This window comes from Spirochaeta cellobiosiphila DSM 17781, from assembly GCF_000426705.1.
GTDB lineage: Bacteria > Spirochaetota > Spirochaetia > DSM-17781 > DSM-17781 > Spirochaeta_E > Spirochaeta_E cellobiosiphila.
In genome coordinates this window covers 309,675-331,676 of record NZ_KE384556.1, presented here as the reverse complement: position 1 = coordinate 331,676, position 22,002 = coordinate 309,675, and the positions used below count along the sequence as shown (strand labels likewise).

At 39.3% G+C, this 22,002-nt stretch carries 20 protein-coding genes; 12 read left to right on the top strand and 8 right to left on the bottom strand.

Annotation, left to right across the window (positions count from 1 at the left end):
* Position 1 precedes the first annotated feature (1 nt).
* The 4 genes from flgN to K345_RS0114140 are packed head-to-tail and all read left to right on the top strand — an operon-like array spanning position 2 to position 4,408.
* On the top strand, positions 2–466 hold the full coding sequence (gene flgN / locus K345_RS0114155) for a flagellar export chaperone FlgN (RefSeq protein ID WP_028974724.1): 465 nt from the start codon (positions 2–4) through the stop codon (positions 464–466).
* A complete protein-coding gene (gene polA / locus K345_RS0114150) occupies positions 463–3,141 on the top strand; it encodes a DNA polymerase I (RefSeq protein WP_028974723.1) in 2,679 nt (892 codons plus the stop codon). Before flgN ends, polA begins: the two co-directional genes overlap by 4 nt.
* Entirely contained in the window at positions 3,142–3,744 is a 603-nt protein-coding gene (gene coaE, locus K345_RS21205; protein ID WP_053228329.1) for a dephospho-CoA kinase, read from the top strand. It begins immediately after the preceding gene.
* Positions 3,728–4,408 carry an SPOR domain-containing protein gene (locus K345_RS0114140; RefSeq protein WP_028974722.1) on the top strand — a complete coding sequence of 227 codons (681 nt, stop codon included), beginning with the start codon at positions 3,728–3,730 and terminating at the stop codon, positions 4,406–4,408. Before coaE ends, K345_RS0114140 begins: the two co-directional genes overlap by 17 nt.
* Positions 4,409–4,813: 405 nt before the next feature.
* Here K345_RS0114140 and K345_RS0114135 read toward each other — a convergent pair whose 3' ends face one another.
* Positions 4,814–5,767, bottom strand: coding sequence for an NAD-dependent epimerase/dehydratase family protein (locus K345_RS0114135; protein WP_028974721.1), 954 nt, complete (start codon positions 5,765–5,767; stop codon positions 4,814–4,816).
* 86 nt (positions 5,768–5,853) lie between these two features.
* Between K345_RS0114135 and K345_RS0114130 the strand changes: the two genes are divergently transcribed.
* Positions 5,854–6,225 (top strand): MerR family transcriptional regulator, encoded by a 372-nt coding sequence (locus K345_RS0114130; RefSeq protein WP_028974720.1) that lies wholly within the window; start codon positions 5,854–5,856, stop codon positions 6,223–6,225.
* Between the two features lie 73 nt (positions 6,226–6,298).
* Here the strand turns inward: K345_RS0114130 and K345_RS0114125 are convergent, their stop codons facing one another.
* A complete protein-coding gene (locus K345_RS0114125) occupies positions 6,299–7,450 on the bottom strand; it encodes an alpha/beta fold hydrolase (RefSeq protein ID WP_028974719.1) in 1,152 nt (383 codons plus the stop codon).
* A 181-nt stretch (positions 7,451–7,631) separates the two neighbouring features.
* A complete protein-coding gene (gene epsC, locus K345_RS0114120) occupies positions 7,632–8,552 on the bottom strand; it encodes a serine O-acetyltransferase EpsC (protein ID WP_028974718.1) in 921 nt (306 codons plus the stop codon).
* Positions 8,553–8,685: 133 nt separating this feature from the next.
* On the opposite strand from epsC, the gene K345_RS21200 reads away from it, so the two are divergent.
* From K345_RS21200 to K345_RS0114105, 3 genes are all read left to right on the top strand, one after another.
* Positions 8,686–9,720, top strand: coding sequence for a KamA family radical SAM protein (locus tag K345_RS21200; RefSeq protein WP_028974717.1), 1,035 nt, complete (start codon positions 8,686–8,688; stop codon positions 9,718–9,720).
* A gap of 243 nt (positions 9,721–9,963) precedes the next feature.
* Positions 9,964–11,613: a 2-isopropylmalate synthase gene (gene leuA, locus K345_RS0114110; RefSeq protein WP_028974716.1), complete on the top strand. Its 1,650-nt coding sequence runs from the start codon at positions 9,964–9,966 to the stop codon at positions 11,611–11,613.
* 303 nt (positions 11,614–11,916) lie between these two features.
* Complete coding sequence (locus tag K345_RS0114105; RefSeq protein WP_028974715.1) at positions 11,917–12,807, top strand: ketopantoate reductase family protein; 891 nt, start codon at positions 11,917–11,919, stop codon at positions 12,805–12,807.
* On the opposite strand, the gene K345_RS0114100 is transcribed toward K345_RS0114105, so the two are convergent.
* Positions 12,790–13,308, bottom strand: coding sequence for a GAF domain-containing protein (locus K345_RS0114100; protein ID WP_028974714.1), 519 nt, complete (start codon positions 13,306–13,308; stop codon positions 12,790–12,792). The genes K345_RS0114105 and K345_RS0114100 overlap by 18 nt on opposite strands.
* A gap of 112 nt (positions 13,309–13,420) precedes the next feature.
* Here K345_RS0114100 and K345_RS0114095 point away from each other — a divergent pair, with 112 nt between their 5' ends.
* Genes K345_RS0114095 through K345_RS22470 form a run of 3 tightly spaced genes read left to right on the top strand, consistent with a single transcriptional unit; the run spans position 13,421 to position 15,295 of the window.
* A complete protein-coding gene (locus tag K345_RS0114095; RefSeq protein ID WP_028974713.1) occupies positions 13,421–14,149 on the top strand; it encodes a hypothetical protein in 729 nt (242 codons plus the stop codon).
* Positions 14,139–14,684 (top strand): chromate transporter, encoded by a 546-nt coding sequence (locus K345_RS0114090; protein WP_028974712.1) that lies wholly within the window; start codon positions 14,139–14,141, stop codon positions 14,682–14,684. Before K345_RS0114095 ends, K345_RS0114090 begins: the two co-directional genes overlap by 11 nt.
* Positions 14,681–15,295, top strand: coding sequence for a chromate transporter (locus K345_RS22470; RefSeq protein WP_053228328.1), 615 nt, complete (start codon positions 14,681–14,683; stop codon positions 15,293–15,295). Before K345_RS0114090 ends, K345_RS22470 begins: the two co-directional genes overlap by 4 nt.
* Here K345_RS22470 and K345_RS0114080 read toward each other — a convergent pair whose 3' ends face one another.
* From K345_RS0114080 to K345_RS0114065, 4 genes are read right to left on the bottom strand one after another with little or no spacing between them, the layout of a single operon-like run.
* Positions 15,296–16,894 (bottom strand): xylulokinase, encoded by a 1,599-nt coding sequence (locus K345_RS0114080; protein WP_037572483.1) that lies wholly within the window; start codon positions 16,892–16,894, stop codon positions 15,296–15,298.
* Positions 16,887–17,540 (bottom strand): TetR/AcrR family transcriptional regulator, encoded by a 654-nt coding sequence (locus K345_RS0114075; RefSeq protein WP_028974710.1) that lies wholly within the window; start codon positions 17,538–17,540, stop codon positions 16,887–16,889. Before K345_RS0114075 ends, K345_RS0114080 begins: the two co-directional genes overlap by 8 nt.
* Positions 17,537–18,607, bottom strand: a complete 1,071-nt coding sequence (locus K345_RS22465) for a class II aldolase/adducin family protein (protein WP_053228327.1) — start codon at positions 18,605–18,607, stop codon at positions 17,537–17,539. The genes K345_RS0114075 and K345_RS22465 overlap by 4 nt, the downstream gene beginning before the upstream one ends.
* Before the next feature lies 1 nt (position 18,608).
* The gene (locus tag K345_RS0114065) at positions 18,609–20,072 is read right to left on the bottom strand and encodes an aspartate aminotransferase family protein (protein ID WP_028974709.1); all 1,464 of its coding nucleotides are present in this window, start codon (positions 20,070–20,072) and stop codon (positions 18,609–18,611) included.
* 241 nt (positions 20,073–20,313) lie between these two features.
* Here K345_RS0114065 and K345_RS0114060 point away from each other — a divergent pair, with 241 nt between their 5' ends.
* On the top strand, positions 20,314–21,993 hold the full coding sequence (locus K345_RS0114060; RefSeq protein WP_245584631.1) for a ribulokinase: 1,680 nt from the start codon (positions 20,314–20,316) through the stop codon (positions 21,991–21,993).
* Positions 21,994–22,002: the final 9 nt, after the last annotated feature.

Here is a 22,002-nt window from a genome sequence, read left to right as displayed (position 1 = left end):
TATGTCCCTATCCCAGGAAGAGCTAGATCAACGGGTTGCTATACTAACGAGACTACGGGAAAATCTCGAAAAACAAAGGGACAAGTTCAAAGAATATCTGCGTGTTCTTGATGTGGAAGAAGTTTCCATCAAAGCAGGGGATATTGAGAAGCTGGAAAAGCAAGTCATGTTTGAAAAAAGCATTGTTAATGAAATCTACAGTTTTCAAAAGGTTATTAAGCCCCTTGAAGATATGTACACATTAGCCTATCCTTCCCGTACAAGTGAGATATCTTCATTGAAAGATTCACTTACTTCTCTTCAGGAAGAGGTTTTGGATAGGAATGCTCGCAACCGTAGTCTATTAAAAGAACGAATGGTTGAGATACGCAATAAGATTCAATCAGTCAAAGTTCCTCCTAAGAGAAAATCAGTCTACGGGGGAAAAAATGAGGCTTCGCCTCATATGATTGACATCTCAACATGAAAAAAATATATATACTCGATGGTTTTGGATTAATATTCCGATCCTATTTTGCTTTTATGCGAAGTCCTTTATATAGTCCTGATGGTCGAAATGTTTCGGCGATCTTTGGTTTTTACCGGACTCTTTTCTCTTTATTTGATTCCTATAATATTAAAAATTTTGTAGTGGCCTTAGATTCCAAAGATCCTACTTTTAGAAAACAATTGTACAATGATTACAAGGCCAATAGAGAAGCCGCCCCTGATGATCTGGTAGATCAGATTCCCACCATCCTCGAAATCCTAAAAGAATTAAAAATTCCTTCTATAGAAGCTTCTGGGTATGAAGCGGATGATGTTATTGCTACCTTGTGTCGACAAATCGAAACAGACGGGGATACTGGTTTCATTATATCCAGTGATAAGGACCTAATGCAGTTAGTAAATGACAACATCTATATGCTTCGTTCTTCCAAAAGTGGTGGTTTCGAACAAATAGATGCGGGAGGGGTGGTAGAAGATAAGGGTGTTAACCCAGATCAAATCTTGGATCTCTTAGCCCTCATGGGGGATAGTGCAGATAATATTCCCGGTGTTAAAGGAGTCGGTCCTAAAACCGCTTCCAAACTATTAGCAGAGCACACAACTCTTGAAGGGATATATGAAAATATTGATTCTGTTAAAGGAAAGATGAAGGAGAAGCTGCTGGAAGGCAGGGACAGTGCCTATTTAAGCCGTCAATTAGCAGAGTTAAAGTTTGATGTTCCTGTAAGTTATGATAGTTCTATAGATTTTGAACTCCATAATAAAGGGGCTGTGGCTAAAAAGTTTTTAGATATGGGAATGAAGTCTTTGGCTGAATATCTAGGTAGTGAAGAGGTGCCTACTGTTCAAGGAGGCCTATCCTCAGAGAAGGGAGAGTATCAATTAATCCTGACAAAACAGGAGTTGGAAAGCTTCTTAAGTGAATTACGTTCAGTAGATTTATTATCCCTCGACGTTGAGACTGATAATATAGATGCTATGTCAGCCCATCCTGTTGGTCTGTGTTTTTCTATTCAGTCCAAGACCGGTTACTATCTGCCCTTTAAAGCTCCGGATACGGAATGCTTAAGGGAAGATTTTGTAAAACGTATGCTGAAAAATGCTCTTAATCGTGAAGATCTCAGGATTATTGGGCAAAACATTAAATACGATTACAAAGTCCTCAAAAGATGGGGACTGGAACTGGAGCACCTGTATTTTGATACAATGATAGCCGCCTGGTTATTAGACTCAACTCGTAATTCCTTTTCTATGGATAGCTTGGCTGAGGACTTCCTGGGGTATAAAACAGTACATTTCAAAGATCTCCTACCCAAGGGAGGAACTTTTGATGAGGTTCCCTTGGATAAAGCCCTAGAGTACGCCGCAGAAGATGCGGATATCACATTACGTCTCTATGAATATCTGGAACCTGAACTTAGAAAGAATGGTTTTTGGGAGCTCTTTGAACAATTAGAGATGCCTTTGGTTAAGATGTTAGGTGATATGGAATACAGAGGAATTCAGCTAGATGCAGATCAGTTGAGTACATTCCGTTTTGAATTGGAAACAGAATTAGTCAAAATCGAAGAAGAAATTTACAAGCTTTGCGGCAAAGAATTTAATATTAAGTCCACTCAGCAATTACAAACCATCTTATTTGAAGAAAGAGGCTTAAAGCCTATTAAAAAAACAAAGACAGGTTATTCAACAGACTCCTCCGTATTGGAAGAATTAGCGAAAGAAGATCCTGTTCCTGAGAGAATATTACGACACAGGATGTTAAGCAAACTTAAGTCTACCTATGTTGATACCCTTCCTGAATTGATCAATAGAGATACCAATAGGGTCCATACTCATTTTATTCAGACGGGAACAGCAACAGGTAGGCTCTCCAGTAAAGATCCTAACTTACAAAATATCCCTATTAAGGAATTAGAAGGGCGTCGTATTCGACAGGCCTTTGTTCCTAAAGAAGGTTATAAGTTCATATCTGCTGACTATAGTCAAATCGAGTTGGTTGTTCTGGCCCATTTATCAGGGGATGAAGCCTTAAGTGAAGCCTTTAAAACGGGAGAAGATATTCACTCAAGAACAGCTAGTTTGATCTTTGATGTGGTACCTGAATTAGTCGCTCCTGGACAACGTCGGATAGCTAAAACCATTAACTTTGGCGTCATGTATGGGATGAGTGCTTTCCGTTTGAGCCGTGAGTTAGGTATACCCCGAAAGGATGCGGACAAATTTATCAATTCCTATTTTGAGACCTACAATAAGATAAAAGACTTCATTAGTATCACAGTAAAAGAAGGGGAACAGCAAGGTGGTGTAAGGACCATGCTGGGCCACTATAGAAAACTGGCTGGTATTAATAGTAGAAATAAAACAGAAAAGAACAGTGCCGAACGAATAGCTATTAACACTCCCATACAGGGAAGTGCTGCGGATATTGTTAAAACGGCCATGTTAAAACTAGATAGTAATCTAAAATCCTCAGGATACGATGCTCAAATATTATTACAAGTACATGATGAATTAATACTGGAATGTGTTGATAGTGACGTGGATAAAGTGTCCCAATTAGTTAAAGATACCATGGAAAGTGCTATTACTTTATCTATCCCTTTAAGAGCTACTGTTGAAAATGGCACTAGTTGGGGAGAACTTCACTAAATGGTCATAGGTGTTACAGGATTATCTTGTTCCGGGAAAAGTAAAATAGCAGAGTATCTACAAGGCAAAGGCTACAAAGAGATTGATGTGGATGCCTTAGGACATCAAGCTTTGGTTAATAGTAAAGAGGAAGTGGTCAAGCGATTTGGTCCCTCCATCTTGGATGAGACGAATCAGGTCAACCGAAAAGTACTAGGATCTATTGTATTCAATGATCCTGAAAAACTCATTGCCCTAGAAAGTATTGTACACCCGCAAATGGTGCAGATATGCAAAGATATCGTTGAACAATCACAAGAAACGGTTGTAATTAACGCGGCTCTTTTATATAAGATGAAGCTCCATGTATTATGTGACTTTGTTTTCTTTGTTACGGCTCCTTATCTAAGGCGTTTTATGAGATGTATGAAAAGAGACCACATCAGTATCATTCAAGTCTATAGACGATTTAAGACGCAAAGAGGATTATTCTCTCAAGCCTCTTTGGCAGATACCGATATTTATAGAGTAGATAATCGGGGGAGTTTTTCAAAAACCAAAGCGATTCTTGACTCCCTACTTATTAAAAAAGGATTGGTATCGTTCCATGGATCAGAACAATAAGCCACTAATTATATTTATATCAGCTATCACAGCGTTGATATTGTTGGCTGCAGTCGCCGCCTTCTGGTATTACCCTCAAGTAAAGGATTCTGATCAGGCTATTTTTGCCTCAGCCCCAGCTCCTGAAGAAATCACAACCCAGGATGACGTGATGGAGTGGGTTCGTAACCCAGAGACAATCCCCTCGGAAGAGAACTTTGAGCAGAAACCAGAATCAGAAGAATCCAAAGACTTAGTCATCACCTATGATGTCAAAGAAGAGGGAAATAAAGACAAGGTCATAGAACCTATTGTCCCTGATGAAATAAAGCAAGTTCAACCAGCGGCTGTACAAAAAACAGCACCTGTTCAGAATACTCCCAAGCCTAAGGTAGAACCTAAACCGGCACCTCAACAAACCATTCGTGTAACAGAACACTGGATTCAAGTGGCAAGTTACACTGATAGGTACAGAGCTGATGAGACCAAGAAAACTCTGGAAGAGAATGATGTTCCCGTAACTGTATTTACTAAAACATCAGGGGACAAAACCTACTTTAGAGTCCGAATAGGTCCTTATAGCAATTCTGCTGAAGCTGAAAAATACCTGGATTGGGTTAAAGGTCTAGAGGGCTTTGGTGAAAGTTATGTGACTAAGGTCTATGTTGAGAAGACTTTAAACTAAAATATCAGAATCATCCCCCCTGAGAAACCCACCTGTTATGGTGGGTTTTGTTATGTCTATTATGCTGACCGCCTTCATATCCTTCCAGTTTCACATCAGTAAGGGAGGGCTTTGAAGCCATAGAGTATGTTGTTATGGTTGGGATGTTTTAATTTTAGAAAGCCTTTCTAAAAGTTTTAGAAGGTCCTTCTAAAACTTTTAGGAGGACCTGCTAAAAAAGTTAGAAGGACCTTCTAACATTCAGACTAAGTAGTAAAAGGATTCTTTTCTCATGATGGGAACAGAGCTTACTAACCAAACCCACCATGATTGGTGGGTTTTTTATTGTGATTTACAATTCTAAAAGCTCTACTGGAATCAGAAGCTTAGATCTTCTAATCGGCTCGTTGTATGGGATAAGTCGGTTTAATTAATCGTATTCAAGGCGTACTTGAGAGAGTCTTGGACTGTGTAAATAGTTTTGAACCCCAGATTCCGTATCTTAGTATCATCGTAGATCTTATTTTTGCCGAGGGCCAGAAGCAGTGCTCTTGTGACAGGGGGATTCTTCATGATTTTCTCTAGAAGAAAGCTTAAAGGATAGAGCAAGTGAAAATTCAATTTTCCTTCTTTTGCCTTTATTCCCCAGAATTCGTCCAAAAGAGATTTCAGCTCTTTCCATTGAAAATCATACCCCTTTGTGATCAGGGTTTCTCCTTTGAGAATATCCATATTATCGCCTATCCATGCCATCGCTCTACCTATATCTCTTGTATCGATTCCTGACATTCTGCTTTCACCATCCTTCACAAGGGGGAACTCCCCCTTTTTGTGTCCGAGGAAAAGCTGGTGTAGTGCGGAGTGCTTATCTCTTGAGCCAATAGTCGTGACCGGTTCAAGGATAACAAAGGGTACGTTTCTCTTATGACATTCTTCTTTCACTGCGAGTTCCCGTTCCCATGATATTCTATCAAGCAAATCTTTGGGGCGGGGTGTGAAGTTTTCATTGAGAGGGCTGTCAGGCATGTGGGGCCCGTAGGCGATGATGGAGCTCAGCTGAATATATCCAGCAACTCCTCCTTTGGCTGCGGCCCTTATGATACGGCGAGGCAATTCTATTTCTGTCTCTCGTAGGATTGCCTCATCTGTGGCCGTTACTGCTGCTATGCAGTTGTAGACCAGAGCCTTTTTCCTCATACTCTGAAACAGTTGATCGTCTGAAGAAAAATCTAGCCTTTCAATGGTGATACCGAGGGTTTCCAGAAAATGACTGTCACTGCTTTTTCTAATAATTCCGGTGACATGATATCCGACTTCTTTTAATTGCTGGGCTACATGGCTTCCTATAAAACCGCTGGCCCCAAATACAATAGCTTCCATATTTTCTCCTGTGTCTCCAGTATGAGACTTACTATTTGAAAATAAGATAAACAGTGGAGTATACTCCAGGGTAAAGAGGTTTTTAGATGAATATTGGTGAACTAGCACAGAAGGCAGGTGTATCCAAAGATACTTTGCGTTATTACGAGAAGTTGGGACTATTAGGGGAGGTTGAACGAGGGCCAAACAGTTATAGAGACTATTCTGAACGTTATGTTGCTACCGTACAAGTGATTAAACGCTCTAAAGATTTGGGTTTCACCTTGAGGGAAATTAAGACTTTCCTGGATGGTATCATGTCTGGATCCATGACTTTCCGTGATTTTGAAAGAACATTACAAGAGAAGATTGATGAGATCGAAGGGGGGATTGCTTCCTTATGGAAGAATTTAGCAGCGTTGAAAGGTATTCAGAGTACTTGTCCGAAAGGAGAATCTATTCTCTCCTTTTTGGATTAACTTCCTTAGGCCTACAAGAAGTCAAGGTTAAAGAAACAGTTTCCTGATCTTTAACCTTGATTGATAAGAAAAACTATTTCAGCCCTGGTGTATCTTCTGGAGCCGCATCTCCAGCCTTGACAGCAATCGGTCTGACATCCTGGATTAAGTGTAAGAGAAATTTACCTGGCTGTTCCATAGGCATCATGTGAGCTGAATGTTCAAACCAGACAAGTTTTTTGTCTGGCGCCTGTAGCTCTTCAAACCATTTGGCAGATATAGCAGACGGTACTGCATAATCGTGGCGCCCGGAAAAGAGAAACAGGGGAACATCAAGTTTTGTTATGTCCCTATAGTCTATATCAACTAATTGAGGGAGCAATTTTAAAACAACATTGACCGCTTCATTGTCTGCTTCCAGATCCTTATCAGTATAATCCGGCGACAGAAGACGAAGATTATATTCATAATCTAGATTTGTACGTCCCCATGTCATACCGCCATAGAATGATACCCAATATCTTTGAATAAGAACCTCTTGTACCGCCAGTGATCCATCCTCTTCGGGGTAGGGGGCGATAGACTCAAGTTCTTGAATAGCCTTTTCATTATTATTCCGACGTGCTTCTTCCAAGGCAAATTGATAGCCCAGGACTTCATTCTCATGTGTTGAGAGAACCTGTCCCATTCCAATATAAGCATACAGACTATCGGGATGTCTTAGGGCTAATTCCAGTCCAATAAGAGTTCCCCAGGAATGACCGAGAACGAAGATCTTTTCTTTTCCATATTCCTTTTGTAGATAGGAAAGGACCTCTTCTCCATCATTAATCATACGTTCATAGGTGATTGTTGGGATTACTGCTGCTTGATCATTGGACCCCACAGACTTTCCTCCCCCCCTTTGATCCCACTGGACTACAGTGAAGTAATCTTCCAAAGGGGCCTGATAAAACCAGCTTACAGGCATCTCCGTAGTTCCTGGTCCACCATGTATGAAAAGGAGTACTGGGTTTCTGCGATCCCGACCTCGAACTGATATCCATTGTTTGATGCCGCCGATCTCGATCTCTTTTCGTTCATTGATACCCCTTGGTGTCTGTATATCTTGAGCTTGACTGATAATGTCCTGTATCTCTTGTCGAGTAATGCCCGAAGGTTCTTCCCTTTTTGTTGTCTCACATCCCATGAAAAGGGAGAGTGATAGTACTAATAAGGCGAACAGTAAGCCTTTGCTTTTTTTCATTTTGTCTCCTATAAATGATCAAAGGATTCCCTTTGTTAATATTCCTCTTTTTGAGGTGTTGTAATGATGTAACATTTATAGGTGTCTATTCTGGCACATTAATTTCTCATTTCCTTAAATCTGTGTCAGAACAGCTTATTATGGATGTGATTCAAAAAGCTCCCCGAATGGGAAGCCTCTATTATATCTGGAAATCAGGTTCTTCGTAGGTATCTCGACGGATGACATATTCAATGGGTTGATTATATATTTTGCTATGATGGGGGACGGAGGTTACTAACCAAACATTTCCTCCTATGGTTGAATCTGCTCCTATAATCGTATCCCCCCCTAGTATTGTGGCCCCCGCATAGATGGTTACATTGTCCTCAATAGTAGGGTGACGTTTTACATCCGCTTCATTTTTCTTAACACTGAGAGCTCCCAGGGTCACCCCTTGGTATATTTTGACATTATTACCAATACGTGATGTTTCTCCTATAACGACTCCCGTTCCATGATCAATGAAGAAGGCTTCTCCTATCTGTGCTCCAGGATGTATATCAATTCCTGTTTTGCCATGAATGATCTCACTCATCATTCTTGGTATGAGGGGAACTTGCTTAAGATAGAGTTCGTGTGCCAGGCGATATACCATGATTGCTTCAATACCAGGATAACTTAGTATGACTTCCTCAATACTTTTCGCCGCAGGATCTCCTTGGAAGGCTGCATAAACATCTGTATGGATCCGCTGTCTTAAGCTAGGTAGGGTGTTCATAAATTCACAGGTTATAATTCGCGATAGTTTACATAGATCCTCACGGGAAGGAGGATTTTTTTCATCACGGTGTTTAAAGAAAAGGCTTTTTTTTATTTCCCGCATCAAACTCCCAGCAGCTTTGGCCACACGGGATGTTGTAAAATAAGGAATAGCTCCAGCATCAAGTTGAACTTCTTGCTTGAAACCAGGAAAGACTAAGGACTCTAAATCTTCAATGATGCTGTAGATACTTTCTCGACTAGGTAGATTTGGTCCTTTTAAGTGGTTGATACCTCCGATTTCGTCGTAGGTCCTCAGGATATTAGAGATTAGTTCTGTTAGGTTCAGGTCTGGTTCCATTGTAATATTCCCTTATGTTTGGTTACTCAAAGTAAAGGTAATGAAATTTTACCATCCTGAAAAGATAAAAGCTCTATATAGGCTATACTTGGGACTCTTGCTTTTAATAGGCTATTAGTGATAACAAAATACTATGGACTATAGCCGAATCAATAAAATTTTAGATGAAAAGTTCGAGTTATCTTCTGATGAAGAGCAGTTTTTTAAAGAAGCACATCAGAATCCTCATCTCCCTGTTGGTGTTAGTCCCTATTATATGGAGCTGGCAAAAAAAGATCCTTCTGATCCTATAAGAAAACAATTTGTTCCTTCTGTAAAAGAATTGAACTTTCTAAGTTATGAATCTAGTGATCCCCTTATGGAAGAAAAACATCATCCCTTACCCCGGTTCATTCATCGCTACCCCTCACGGGCTATTATTTTGACAACTGACCAGTGTCCTACTTATTGCCGCCATTGTTTTAGAAGATCATTTCTTGGGCAATCACAGGGAATGATTACCCGGTATCAGACGGATCAAATTGCGATGTATTTAGCTAGTCACAAAGAGGTAAAGGAGATCTTGATTACCGGCGGTGATCCTCTTATGTTGAGTGATCCCCTTCTTGATTATCTATTATTAAAAGTCAAAGAGAGACGTCAGGATATTGTGTTTCGCATATCCACCAGAATGCCCGTTGTTCTCCCCAGTAGGGTAACCGCAAGATTAGTGAAAATCCTTAAAAAGTACTCCCCTCTGTGGTTTACTGTTCAATTTAACCACCCTAGAGAATTGACTCAGGAAAGTCGAGATAGCATTAAACTCCTCATAGATTCGGGTATTCCTATCATCAATCAGGCCGTATTACTGAAGGGAGTAAATGATAATTTTGTGACATTAAGAGATTTATATCGTGGGTTGGTGAGTTGTGGTATTGCCGCAGGTTATTTATTACAGCCGGATTTAGCCATTGGAACCAGTCATTTTCGGGTGTCTCTGGACAAGGGGGTAGGATTAACAAAAGCTCTTCGTAAAGAAATGAGTGCTTTGTCTGTCCCTACCTATGCCGTTGATATGCCCGATGGGGGGGGGCGTATTCCTCTTACCGGGGATTGGGAGATTAGTGGGCGATGGTATATTCTTCATGATGCATTAGGCAGGGCATTTCCTTATCCATTAGAGGATTAGCTGCTTTATTCTGTAATAACACCTTAAGTATCACAAAAAAGGCTTGATTTTTTTTAAAGAAATCTGCAAATTAGTTGTGTGAACAAAGCTCAATTTTTATTAAACCTTAATCTTCTCGGCCTTTTACTGCTCTGGCAGAGCGGGGATGATGTACAGGTGAGCTTTTAATTTTAAGTGTAACCAAGATTATCAAACCCGCTTCTGGCTTGCCAGGAAGCGGGTTTTTTTTTACAGGAGGACAAAATGTCAAAATACCAAGCTTACCCTCAGGTTAAATTAGACAGTAGAGACTGGCCTGACAAAGTGATTGAAAAAGCACCCATTTGGTGTAGTGTAGATCTTCGTGATGGGAATCAGGCCCTGGCTGTTCCTATGAATGTTGATCAGAAGCTGAAGATGTTTGACCTCCTCGTAGAATTAGGTTTCAAGGAAATCGAAGTGGGATTTCCTTCTGCTAGTCAGATCGAATTTGACTTTATAAGGCGATTAGTAGATGAGAACCGTATTCCCGATGGTGTGACTCTTCAGGTTTTAACGCAAGCAAGGGAGCATTTGATTAGACGAACTTTTGAATCCTTAAAGGGTGTCAAAAAAGCAATACTTCATTTATATAATTCAACTAGCACTCTTCAACGGAAGGTTACTTTTAATAAGTCTAAAGAAGAGATCAAAACTATTGCCATTGAGGGAACTAAGTTAGTGGCAGATTTGTTGGGTGAAGTGGAAGGTACAGATATTCGGCTTGAATATAGTCCTGAAAGCTTTACAGGAACGGAACTCGATTATGCGTTAGATGTTTGTGAGTCTGTTATTGATGTCTGGAATCCTGATAAACGAGGTCCAGTTATTATTAATCTCCCTGCAACTGTTGAGATGTCCACACCTAATATCTATGCTGATCAGATTGAATGGTTTCATAAGAGCTTAAAACGTCGTGACCAGGTCATCTTAAGTTTGCATACCCACAACGATAGAGGAACAGGAGTAGCCGCAACTGAATTAGCTTTGATGGCTGGTGCTGATAGGGTCGAAGGGACTTTGTTTGGTAATGGAGAACGAACGGGTAATCTTGATATTGTAACAGTTGCTTTGAATATGTTTAGCCAAGGTATTGATCCAGAACTAGACTTTCATGAACTATCCAAGGTGGAAGCTATTTATGAGGAATGTACTAACATGACCATTCACCCGCGGCATCCCTATGCAGGGGAATTAGTTTTTACAGCTTTTTCTGGTAGTCATCAAGATGCCATCAAGAAGGGAATGGATAGGATGGAACAGGACTCTATGATTCATTGGGAAGTTCCTTATCTTCCTATTGATCCACGTGATATTGGTAAGAGCTATGAAGCTATTATTCGTATCAATTCTCAAAGTGGAAAAGGGGGAGTTTCCTACATATTGGATAGGGAATTTGCCCTCAAATTACCTAAAGCGATGCATCCTTCTGTGGGTAAGGTCGTTAATGCCGTATCAGATTCTCTTGTTAAAGAGTTAAAACCACAAGAAATATATGAGATTTTCTCTAAAGAATTTGTTAATAAGCAAGAACCCTTCCGTATCCTTAGTTATGATATTACCTCTTCTGTAGGGGATAAAGTGGCTTGCAAAGCAAAGACTGAGTTCAAGGGAGAGATTTTTGAAATCCAAGGAGAAGGTAATGGTCCTTTGAGTGCTTTTATTCAAGCTATGCATGTACATCACTGGAATGGTTTTCAAATCGAGAACTTCAGCGAACAATCTATAGGTGGTGGAACTGAAACAGAAGCTGCTGCTTACATTCAGATAAAAGACAATATGGGGAGAACTTTCTGGGGAGCAGGAAGAAATACGGATAGTACTGCTGCTTCTCTTCTTGCTTTGGTTAGTGCCTTCAATAGATCTCAAGGATAGTAATATAAGAAAAGGGCAAAAAAAAAATGGGAGCGTGAAAGCGCTCCCCCCCCTTTTTTTATTAATTGCATCATAGATTTTTATATATAACTATTTTTAATTCATTCCCAATATATTTTGTCTTCGTTTTATTAATTCACACTTTTATATAAAAACTTTTAATTGTTGTTTTTTTTTAACTAAGCTCATATTATCCTCAGTGAGGCCTTATTCGAATAGAACTAATGGTTAAATTTGTTAGAACGATAGTGGAAATATAAAAAATAATTTTAGGTATATAATATCAAGGATAAGGAGGATATATTGCGTGTTCTAGTTATTGGTACGTGGGTAGAATCTCTGTTCTGGGCTGCTTATTTGAAATCTGTTGGTGAAGATGTAGCTTTGTTTGTTGATCCCAGGGAAAGGAATACGTTAAGAGAAGAGGGTATTCTTTTAGTCAATGACTATAATAATGAAGAACTCCGTATATTCCTGCCAATACTGACAATCGCTGAAAATGAAGGTTATGACCTTATTATCGCTAATAAGAATCAAGATATTTCGCAACACAACTTATCGGGGCATATGACTATTCTCTATAATTCCTATATATCAGGACAGAAAAAAGAGCATTCAATGGTTAGTCTTTTCCCTCTTTATCAAGACAAGAATACAGTTCATTTCTGGCTATATAAAAAAAATAACAAGTTATTCCCTTTGGAAGTCTATGTTGATAAGGATATCGCCGGTGTTTCCCGCATTTTTAACAAGGGCGCTATCATATCGGGAGTCAAAAGCAAACAAGTATGGCTTCAAACCTGGAATAAGCACTGGCGTAATATACTTTTGTATAATTTATTGAATGAATCGGACGATTATCCTTTAGATTTGGAAAAAGAAGATGTGGACCGTGTATTTAGAGCAGCAAAAGAGGGGGATAAGTGGAGCCAAAGTAAGTACGGCCAGAGGTTATCTGCTTCTTATCGATTAGCCTCTATGGACCAGTTAGGTTTAGGTTTTTCGCGTATTAAGAACGAGTATGCTAATGAAGAATATCTAGAATTTTATAGGCATTATCTTAGATCCAGTATTTCGACATCGATTAACTGGATATTAAACTGGTACGCCAGTGGTCGGGATTATCTGAAAGAGACGCCCTTGTTGACTTTTTATCTTCACAGGGCTCAAAAAAAGTTAGATAGAGTTTATTAAGGATTTTATGTTACCCCTTTTAAGGGCTTCCCTTAGAATCATACATATATCCTCCATATTTTCTTGATCCTCTGGGGTGAATCGTGATTCTTGGGGACTATCGATATCCAGAACTCCAATAATTTTGTTATCTATCTTAATAGGAATTACCAGTTCTGAACGGCTATCACTATCACAGGCTATATGACCTGGGAAACTATGGACATCATCGATACGCATGGTTTTGTCTTCTTTAACGGCAGTACCACACACCCCTACCCCAAAGGGGATCTCAATACAAGCTGGCTTTCCCTGGAAGGGGCCTAGAGTCAGGTTCTCAGATGTCTCTGGTTTTAGGTAGAACCCTACCCAGTTTACCATTGGTAATGCGTGGTATAGTAGGGATGATATATTGCTTAAGTTAGCTAGGGCAGAACCTATCCCTTCTGTGAGAGCCTTGGTCTGTTTCTTCAATAGATCATAATTGAGATCGCTATCTGTATTATCTTGTAAGGAAAACATGGCCATAATATAGTCAAACTTATACTATATGAAAAGACTAATTGGCCTTTCTTTTCATATTGTCTATAGTATGTAGGCAATTTTTTAGTTATTTGAATAATAAGGAATATATATGAAATTCAAGGGCATCGTATTGGTGTATATACTGTTGAATATGCCACTCATTGCACAGGATATATTGGCATCGACCTCTTTGACCCAGGCCTTCGCCCTAGCTGCTGGTGTGAGAGCTGTGAAGTGTTTAGCGCCTGTGGATAGTCAAAATCCTGCTGAGTATAAGCTTACAGGGAAGGATCTCAAAAGTATTAGTCAATCGGATTATCTAATCTTTTCCGGTTATGAGGCTATGGTTAAGCAGATAACGACAGGTACAAAAGTTAATTATGTGATACCTATAAAAACAGATTTGTCTATTGATACAATAAAAGAGTCTCTATTATCTATAGCTCATGTTTTTGGATCGGAAAAACAGGCTCGTATTTCCATTGAAGAAATTCAGACAGTCTATAGTAAAGCTAAGCAGACCTTATCCCAACAATCCATTATCAGAGATCCAGTTCTTGTTAATGTAAAGTACCAAGCTTTGGCTAATGAATTAGGATTAAATGTGATTGGTCTCTTTGGCCCTGATAAATTAACCGCTCAACAGCTCCAGGGAATGTCTCAAACCAATGCTAAGTATATCATTGATGATTCTAATTATCCTGTTGGGAAAGTCTTGTTGGCAGATCTTCCAGGAACGGGGTATATAAGTTGGATCCGATTTCCTGGGATAGAGGGGACAAAAACCCTTTCTGATGTCATTGAATACAATGTAAGGTCACTGGTTAGTGGATATTAAGGCTCTTACCTCTTTATATTTCTCTTTTTTTAAAATATCAGGTTTCACACTTGGAGGGGGAATGGTTATGTTGCCCCTTATGGAGGAGGAGTTTGTTCATAAGAAGCAACTCCTGGACCCTAAGCAAATGCTAGATGTGTATGCCTTAACTCAATCTATGCCTGGTGTGATTGCTATCAATAGTTCTTTGCTCATTGGTTATTGGGTAGCAGGTATAATGGGATCTCTTGTTTCTGTTCTTGCCGTATTAACCCCATCGGTTATTATTATTACAGCCCTAGCGGAAATCATCCAAAGATTGAGTAGTCTTGTTCTTGTAGATTATGCCTTCACAGGGGTGAGAGCAGGAGTGACGGCTATCATGTTAGTCATGTTAATTAAGCTTGGTAAAAAAGTAATTCATTCCTGGAAGGAACTTTTATTAGCCGCCTTAGCTTTTATTGCTGTAGAGACCTTTGGCATTCATCCTATTCTGGTTATTCTTATATCAGGAATATTGGGCTTTGTTTTCTTTAGAAATGAGGAAACAAAATGACCATTTATCTTCAGTTAATTTGGGTCTTTGGCAAAATCGGCGCCGTAACTTATGGTGGTGGTTATGCTATGATATCTTTATTTCTTCAGGAAGTTGTTAGCAGGGGATGGGTTACTCCTGAAGATTTTGCCAATATTGTTGCTGTTTCACAGATGACTCCTGGCCCTATTGCTATGAATACGGCTACCTATACTGGTAAATTAACAGGAGGAATTTTTGGGGCTATTATTGCTTCATTGAGTTTGGCTATTCCTCCTATGATTTATTTGTTTATATTGCTTAAGGCTTCAAAGTATCTGGGACAATCTAGTAAATTAAAACCTTTTATAAAGGGGGTGAGAGTCGCCTCTATTGGTATGATTGGTACTGCTGTACTTTTTTTTGCAGAAAATTCCGTGTTCAGTACTGAGTTGCCATTGAATTTGTCTTTATATAAGGGGCTATCAAGTATTAGGGATTTGATATCTCCATGGATGTCTCTGGGGGTACACCTTCCTGCTTTACTAATTGCGCTATTGATATTTGTATTGTCTAAGAAATTTAACTGGAAACCAATTCCCTCAATAGGTTTATCTGTTGTATTGGGGATGGGGCTGTTTAGCTTCTTTTAGTCATGTCTTATGATTTAGAATTTTAAAAAACTTTTTGTTTGCTACATATAGTTTTTTGAAAACTTCATAGTTCTTATCGTAGGCTTTGGCAAGCTGAGGATCCGGTTCAAATCTATTGGATACTTTTAAGGCTCTAGCCGCTTTGTCAATATCAGTGATTAGGCCTAAACCTACTGCTGCAACTATGGCTGCACCAGTTGTCCCTGCATATTGTGGATGTTCAGGAATCTCTATGGGACGTTGAAGGATGTCTGCCATCATTTGTCCTATATAGGCGTTTTGTGCTCCACCTCCTACATAACGAATTACTTTGTTGGTTTTTGTCGTTTTCTCAATTGACTCCAGTAGCCATCGTTCGTTGAATATAATTCCTTCTACAACAGCTCTGATCATTGCTCTCTTACCTGTATCCAGACTTAGATTAAAAAATATACCCCTTGAATTAGGATCTTCAACAGGGCTTCTATTGCCATGTAACCATGGTGTGAAAATGACTCCGTGGGATCCTGGTGGGACTTTTGATATTTCTTCAACAAGAAAATCGAATAAATTATCGTAGATCGTTTCTGGATCGTCTACTACTGTTTTTGTATCCAGATAGAGGTCAATTTCGTCTAGTGCCAAATGATCTCTAACCCATTCTAGACATTTACCGGCTGTTTCTTGTTCAGCAAAGAAATTGAAGTACCCCAACTTTGATGCAGGAACAGAGGCTATCATGGCATTAATGTCCAGTTTTCTTGAGTCTGAATAGGTGGAAACCCAGCCTGATGTCCCTGTGTACACATGGGTATCTCCAGGATCAACAGAGCCTGCTCCTAATCCTATCAAGCAAGCATCTCCTCCAGATCCAAAGACCTGGATTTCTCCGCTAAGATCAAGCTCATTAAGGATGTCGGTTTTGACCTGACCAACGCAGGCTGAAGTTTCCACCACAGGAGGTAAGTGTTCCTTATTTATCTTATATTTTCGTATTAGTGTATTATCCCATTGATAACGTCCGGGACGAGTGTCATATAAAAAGGTTGTAAAAGCGGTATCTGTGGTCATAATAGCTTTACCTGTCAGTCGGAATATAAGATATTCCTTTACATCTAACCAATATTTGACTTTACTAAATAGGTCCGGCTCATTTTCTTTAACCCATAAATATTTCCATATAGGATCCTTAACACTGGCAGGCACAGCTCCATTTACCCATAAGCCACGGAGAACATCTACACGAATATCTGCCACTTGAGGTCCGGCTGTCATGAAACGTTTTTTCTGTTCTTCTGCTCTCGTATCAAGATAACTCATCGCAGGCCGTAAGGCTTGTCCTTTATCATCACAAAGCACTAAGCCTTGCATTTGTGAGCAAAAGGCTATGGCTCCTATATCAGTTTTGGGTACATTGGCTTTCTTAAGGACAATCGGAATGGTATCTTTAATAGCTTGCCACCACATGTCGGGATTCTGTTCCACTTTGCCCCCTTCCAGGATGGTGAGAGGGTAGGTTTTGCTTGTAGACGCTGATAGTGTGAGTCCTTTTCTGTAGGTATAGATACAGGTTTTCAATCCTGTGGTTCCTACATCAAAAGTGAGTACGTGTTTATTCATTAGTGACTCCAAGGGAATTGCTAATAAACTCTGTTAGAGCCTCTTTTAGTGTTTCATCATTATCTACATTCTCTTTGTGAAGGAAGACTTTCATTCGTTCCCTGTAATAAGCATTAACATAGCTGAATTGAAGAGTTAGTAGTAAGTTATCAATAAAAAAGGCAAGATAGTGAGGTTCTCCCTTGTTGGTTATGATTCCTTTTTTCTGATAATAAGATATGAGTTCCGTATAGTATCTAGCTGTTATCGTTTCCATTTCACTACTGAGTCTATCTGCAATGCTATTATTTCCTTCTGCTGTTAATTCAGCATATAACAATATAGAGTCAGGATTTCTGCGGCTATGAACTTGTACTGCTTCAATGAGGTTTTCTATCTTGCCAAGGAAACTCGTCTCTAACATAGCATTTTTTTCAATGACCACTTCCAGTTCCCGTCTTCCTCTATGAACAGTCGCGAGGAATAGATTTTCTTTTGTTCCAAAGTACTGATAAAGACTTCCTACTGAAATTCCAATGTTTTTTGCTATTACATTAATATTGGCCCCTACATAACCTTTTTGGGCGAACTCTTTTCCTGCATAACTAAGAATGCGTTCTTTTTTCTGAGTTGATATTCTGTCAAATAGAGGAGTACCATAAATCATTGTTTCTCCAATTGTTTTTGACTCATTTTGCTATATTTTGTTTTGTATATAAAACGCATCAGTATTCTTTCAAAGAGAGTAATAGGATGTCCTTTACCAACAATATTTGCTTCTATATAGCTTCGTGCTGATTTTTCTAAGACCATTTGGATGGCGAGACTTTCAGATTTGGTTGGTCCGAGACAAAGAGCCCCTTTATTTTTGATAAAGAGGGCATTTCGTTCTTTTATTTTTATATGATCTGAATCGATAAAGTAGGGAGCCTCTATTCCTATAAGTTGGGCCATATCATCTAGAAGGGGAATTAGCTTTTTCCCCATTTCAGAATAGGCTTGTGTATAGGGCCATTTTGACCAAATGATAGTATTGATGTCAGGTCTTTGGGCAAATACCTTGTTTATCCATTCTGGATTTTCTTCAGTATTTGAGTAAGTTTTAGATAGTTCTTCCCTTAAGGGACTCATCAATTCTTGAGCTTTATGATAGGCAGAATAGATATCATTGGTTCTAGGAAGTTTATTAGAGTAAGATTTGATAAATTGTACGGACTTATTTTCCAGATCAAGAGCTTCTTTCACTGCTTGTTCAATAGTAGATCCTGTACAAATAGTACCATGATTGGCTAAGAGAATACTTCCGTTCACCCATTCTGTTCTGGATCGTAACAGTGAAGCTGCTTTTCTAGCCAGTTTTGCTGTAGTGGGTAAGGCATAAGGAACACATGGTGTATCTTCATTTAGATCTAATCTGGCAGCTGCTATTGCAGAAGCTGCTGGTTGGTGAGTATGAATGATAGCATTTATCTTCGGATGCTCTTTGTATATATTGGCATGTAACCCTTTTTCGGAGCTTGGTTTTGTCATTCCTGTCCATGATAAATCATCTATTGATATTACAGAAATGTGTTCTACCTTTATGTCTTTATAGAAAACGCCGCTTGGAGTAATGGCAAAGGATTTCTCATCGATTCTTATACTAATATTGCCCCAGGTACGGGCAACAAGCCCAGCTTGAAGTAATTGAACTCCTGTATCACATAACAACTGTTTTATTTGAGCCAGGGTCATTTTAGACTCCTTCTATATTCTGAAATACTCTTTCGAACCGATTAAGAGCCTCGTCAATTATGGAATCCGTTTGCATTGCATTTGTATAAAGGCGACTACCTGCTAAAGTAACTATACCCTCGGCCATATAGGCTGCTCCCATTTCTTCCATTGCGTTTTTTCTAAGTTTTGCTTCCTTTATGGTGGAAGCAATCTTCCAAGGTTTTTTTAGATCAACATGGAGTAAGATTGTTCCTACTGATTCCAAATGACATATGGATCCCTGGTTGAAGGCAACGAAAGGGAGGGCGTATTTGTCAATAAGTTTTTGAAGCCCCTTGGTTAGTCTATCTCCTGCTTTTCCTGCTGTCACACAGGCTTTTGTTTCGTGGATTTTCTTAAGAGTGTAATATCCCGCTAAGGAAGAAAGAGGGTTAGCTGCCATGGTACCACCAACCAAGGCCTTTTTATGTCCAGCTTGAATGCCTGCTGCCAGATATTTCATATATTGTTCTTTACCACCAATCCCACCAGCTGCTGGATAACCTCCTGCTACAACTTTACCGAATACTGTTAAATCTGGTTGTACTCCAAAATAACCTTGAGCTCCACTCATTCCGATTCTAAATCCAGTTACCACTTCATCATAAATAAGGAGTGAGCCGTATTTATCACAAAGCTTTCTTACTCCCATATTAAAATCATAATCTAAAGGTCTTGTTCCAGACTCTGGTCCTATTGGTTCAATTAATACAGCAGCTGTCCCTCCACGGAGTTGATTTCTTCTGAGAACACGTTCCAGTGATTTAAGATCATTTGGGAAAAACTCCTGAGTATATTTGAAAACATGTCGTGGAACACCATGGGCTTCCATATGCATAGTTCCGGGTATTCTTATCCCGTAAGCTAATTGGTCAGACCATCCATGATAAGCTCCCCCCATTTTGATTATGTTTTTCTTTTTTGTAGCAAGACGAGCCACTCTTATAGCCGCCATATCTGCTTCTGTTCCTGAGCCTAGCATTCTGAACATGTCCACAGAAGGTACATGTTCTGAGATTAGTTTTGCCAACTTCATTTCATATTCATGAAAAAGACCTGTAACAGGCCCTGTTGTATTAAGAAGGTTAATAACTTTTTCTCTGATATCAATAGGATTTGAACCTAGAACAGTAGGTCCTCCTGCCTGTAAAAAGTCGATATATGTGTTTCCATCAAGATCTTCAAGATAAGCCCCTTCTGCTTTCGTGAATACTAATGGGAAGGGATGATTAAAAGCCAGGTTATGCTGTACTCCTCCCGGAATGTATTTCATAGCTTCGGTAGTCATGGCTTTGGATTTTGCGCATTTCTTTTCATAATACTCACTAATATATTCTTTCAACTTATCTTTTTTTATGGAGCGAATAGGTTGGTCTAAAAGGGTATATAGCTTCTTGTATATTGCCTGTGTGTCATGGTATTCGGATATTGAGAAATCGGACATTACATTCTCCTTATAAAAGTGAGCAGTCACTCATTTTTGCTAATCTTATTATACAAGGAGTTTGATTTTTGCTGTCAATAGTAGAAATGTTTTATTTGTATATATACTTAATTGTTGTTTATTCCATGATAGATCTCCTCTGAAATAATAAGAAAATTAACATTCCTAAATTAATTTGACTGGTAAAAAAAGGGGGTGTATTATAGCGTAAACGTACACGCAAATGATGAAGGAAAATATAGTGGCTAAAGTTATTGGATTGGATTTTGGTAGTGATTCTGTTAGGGCTGTAATAGTAAACACTGACTCTGGTGAGTTACTTTCCCAGGCTGTTTGCTATTATCCCCGTTGGCGCAAAGGACAATACTGTGAACCTTCGAAAAACATTTTTCGTCAGCATCCATTAGATTATATAGAATCTATGGAGACTGTGATTAAAGAAGCTTTGAAGCAGTGTCCTTCTTCTGTGGCCGAGGAAATAATTGGTATTGGTGTTGATACAACAGGATCTACTCCTGTATTAGCAAATAGTGACGGTGTCCCCTTAGGACTACTTAATGAGTTTGAGAATGATCCTGATGCTCTGTTTATTTTATGGAAAGATCATTCCTCTGTAGATGAAGCAGCAGAAATCAATAAGATGGCCCGTAAATGGGATGGTATTGATCCTACAGCTTATGTTGGAGGTATCTATAGTTCTGAATGGTTTTGGGCCAAAACTCTTCATATTATTAGGCAGAATGACAAGGTAGCTAAAGCTGCCAGTACTATCATTGAACACTGTGATTGGATTCCTGCTTTATTAACAGGTGTTAAGGATATGAGAGAGATAAAACGAAGTCGATGCGCTGCAGGACACAAGGCCTTATGGAATGAGAATTTTGATGGTTATCCATCTGAAGATTTTTTTGCTCAGTTAGATGAACGATTGATACCTCTTGTGAGGTCCTTAGGAACTGAAACCTACACTTCAGATAAAAGTGCTGGCTCTATCTCTTTAGAATGGGCTCAAAGATTAGGAGTTCCTGAAACTTGTCATATTGCTGTTGGTGCTTTTGATGCTCATATGGGCGCTGTCGGTGCTGATGTTCGGTCTTATCAGTTAGCTAAGGTCATGGGGACTAGTACTTGTGATATTTTAGTTGCACCTCCTCAGGACATCAAGAAAGATGAGATTTTGGTTGAAGGTATTTGTGGCCAGGTTGATGGATCTGTTCTCCCCGGCTTGGTAGGCTATGAGGCTGGACAATCCGCTTTTGGTGATGTCTACGCATGGTTTAAAAAACTACTGCTATGGCCTCTAACATTATTGGAGCAAAATGATGATTTTACAGAATCTGAAAAAATAAAAACCTATCTCGAGGATAATATTATCCCCTCACTGGAGAAAGAGGCTAATCAAATCAATCCAAAAGAAAGTGGGGTTATTGCTCTGGATTGGTTAAATGGTCGAAGAACCCCTGATGCTGATCAGAGATTGAAAGGGGCTATTACAGGACTTAGTTTGGGTACGGATGCACCGCGCATTTATAGGGCTCTTGTCGAATCGACTGCTTTTGGTTCTAAAGCCATTGTTGATAGATTTCGTAGTCAAGGAATTCCCATCAATTCGGTCATTGCTTTGGGAGGTGTTTCTCAAAAAGCAGAACTTGTCATGCAGATAGTGGCAGATATCCTTGACATGGATATCTCTGTTTCTGCTGCTGATCAAGCTTGTGCTTTGGGAGCGGCGATGTTTGCCTCTGTAGCTGCTGGCAAATTCACAAATCTGGATGATGCTCAAAATAAAATGAGCGCTGGTTTTTCTAAAGTCTATAAACCTGATCCAAAGATGGTTGAAGTATATAAAGAAATCTATAAGCAATATCAGCTTGTTGGTAATTGTGAAGAGCAATTAGTTGAATTACGTAAGGAAGCTTAAGGAGTTATT

What these genes read in the sequence shown, in the direction of transcription:
- flgN (WP_028974724.1), top strand. Translation starts at nt 2, where the DNA reads ATGTCCCTATCCCAGGAAGAGCTAGATCAACGGGTTGCTATACTAACG.
- polA (WP_028974723.1), top strand. Translation starts at nt 463, where the DNA reads ATGAAAAAAATATATATACTCGATGGTTTTGGATTAATATTCCGATCC.
- coaE (WP_053228329.1), top strand. Translation starts at nt 3,142, where the DNA reads ATGGTCATAGGTGTTACAGGATTATCTTGTTCCGGGAAAAGTAAAATA.
- K345_RS0114140 (WP_028974722.1), top strand. Translation starts at nt 3,728, where the DNA reads ATGGATCAGAACAATAAGCCACTAATTATATTTATATCAGCTATCACA.
- K345_RS0114135 (WP_028974721.1), bottom strand. Translation starts at nt 5,767, where the DNA reads ATGGAAGCTATTGTATTTGGGGCCAGCGGTTTTATAGGAAGCCATGTA.
- K345_RS0114130 (WP_028974720.1), top strand. Translation starts at nt 5,854, where the DNA reads ATGAATATTGGTGAACTAGCACAGAAGGCAGGTGTATCCAAAGATACT.
- K345_RS0114125 (WP_028974719.1), bottom strand. Translation starts at nt 7,450, where the DNA reads ATGAAAAAAAGCAAAGGCTTACTGTTCGCCTTATTAGTACTATCACTC.
- epsC (WP_028974718.1), bottom strand. Translation starts at nt 8,552, where the DNA reads ATGGAACCAGACCTGAACCTAACAGAACTAATCTCTAATATCCTGAGG.
- K345_RS21200 (WP_028974717.1), top strand. Translation starts at nt 8,686, where the DNA reads ATGGACTATAGCCGAATCAATAAAATTTTAGATGAAAAGTTCGAGTTA.
- leuA (WP_028974716.1), top strand. Translation starts at nt 9,964, where the DNA reads ATGTCAAAATACCAAGCTTACCCTCAGGTTAAATTAGACAGTAGAGAC.
- K345_RS0114100 (WP_028974714.1), bottom strand. Translation starts at nt 13,308, where the DNA reads ATGTTTTCCTTACAAGATAATACAGATAGCGATCTCAATTATGATCTA.
- K345_RS0114095 (WP_028974713.1), top strand. Translation starts at nt 13,421, where the DNA reads ATGAAATTCAAGGGCATCGTATTGGTGTATATACTGTTGAATATGCCA.
- K345_RS22470 (WP_053228328.1), top strand. Translation starts at nt 14,681, where the DNA reads ATGACCATTTATCTTCAGTTAATTTGGGTCTTTGGCAAAATCGGCGCC.
- K345_RS0114080 (WP_037572483.1), bottom strand. Translation starts at nt 16,894, where the DNA reads ATGAATAAACACGTACTCACTTTTGATGTAGGAACCACAGGATTGAAA.
- K345_RS0114075 (WP_028974710.1), bottom strand. Translation starts at nt 17,540, where the DNA reads ATGATTTATGGTACTCCTCTATTTGACAGAATATCAACTCAGAAAAAA.
- K345_RS22465 (WP_053228327.1), bottom strand. Translation starts at nt 18,607, where the DNA reads ATGACCCTGGCTCAAATAAAACAGTTGTTATGTGATACAGGAGTTCAA.
- K345_RS0114065 (WP_028974709.1), bottom strand. Translation starts at nt 20,072, where the DNA reads ATGTCCGATTTCTCAATATCCGAATACCATGACACACAGGCAATATAC.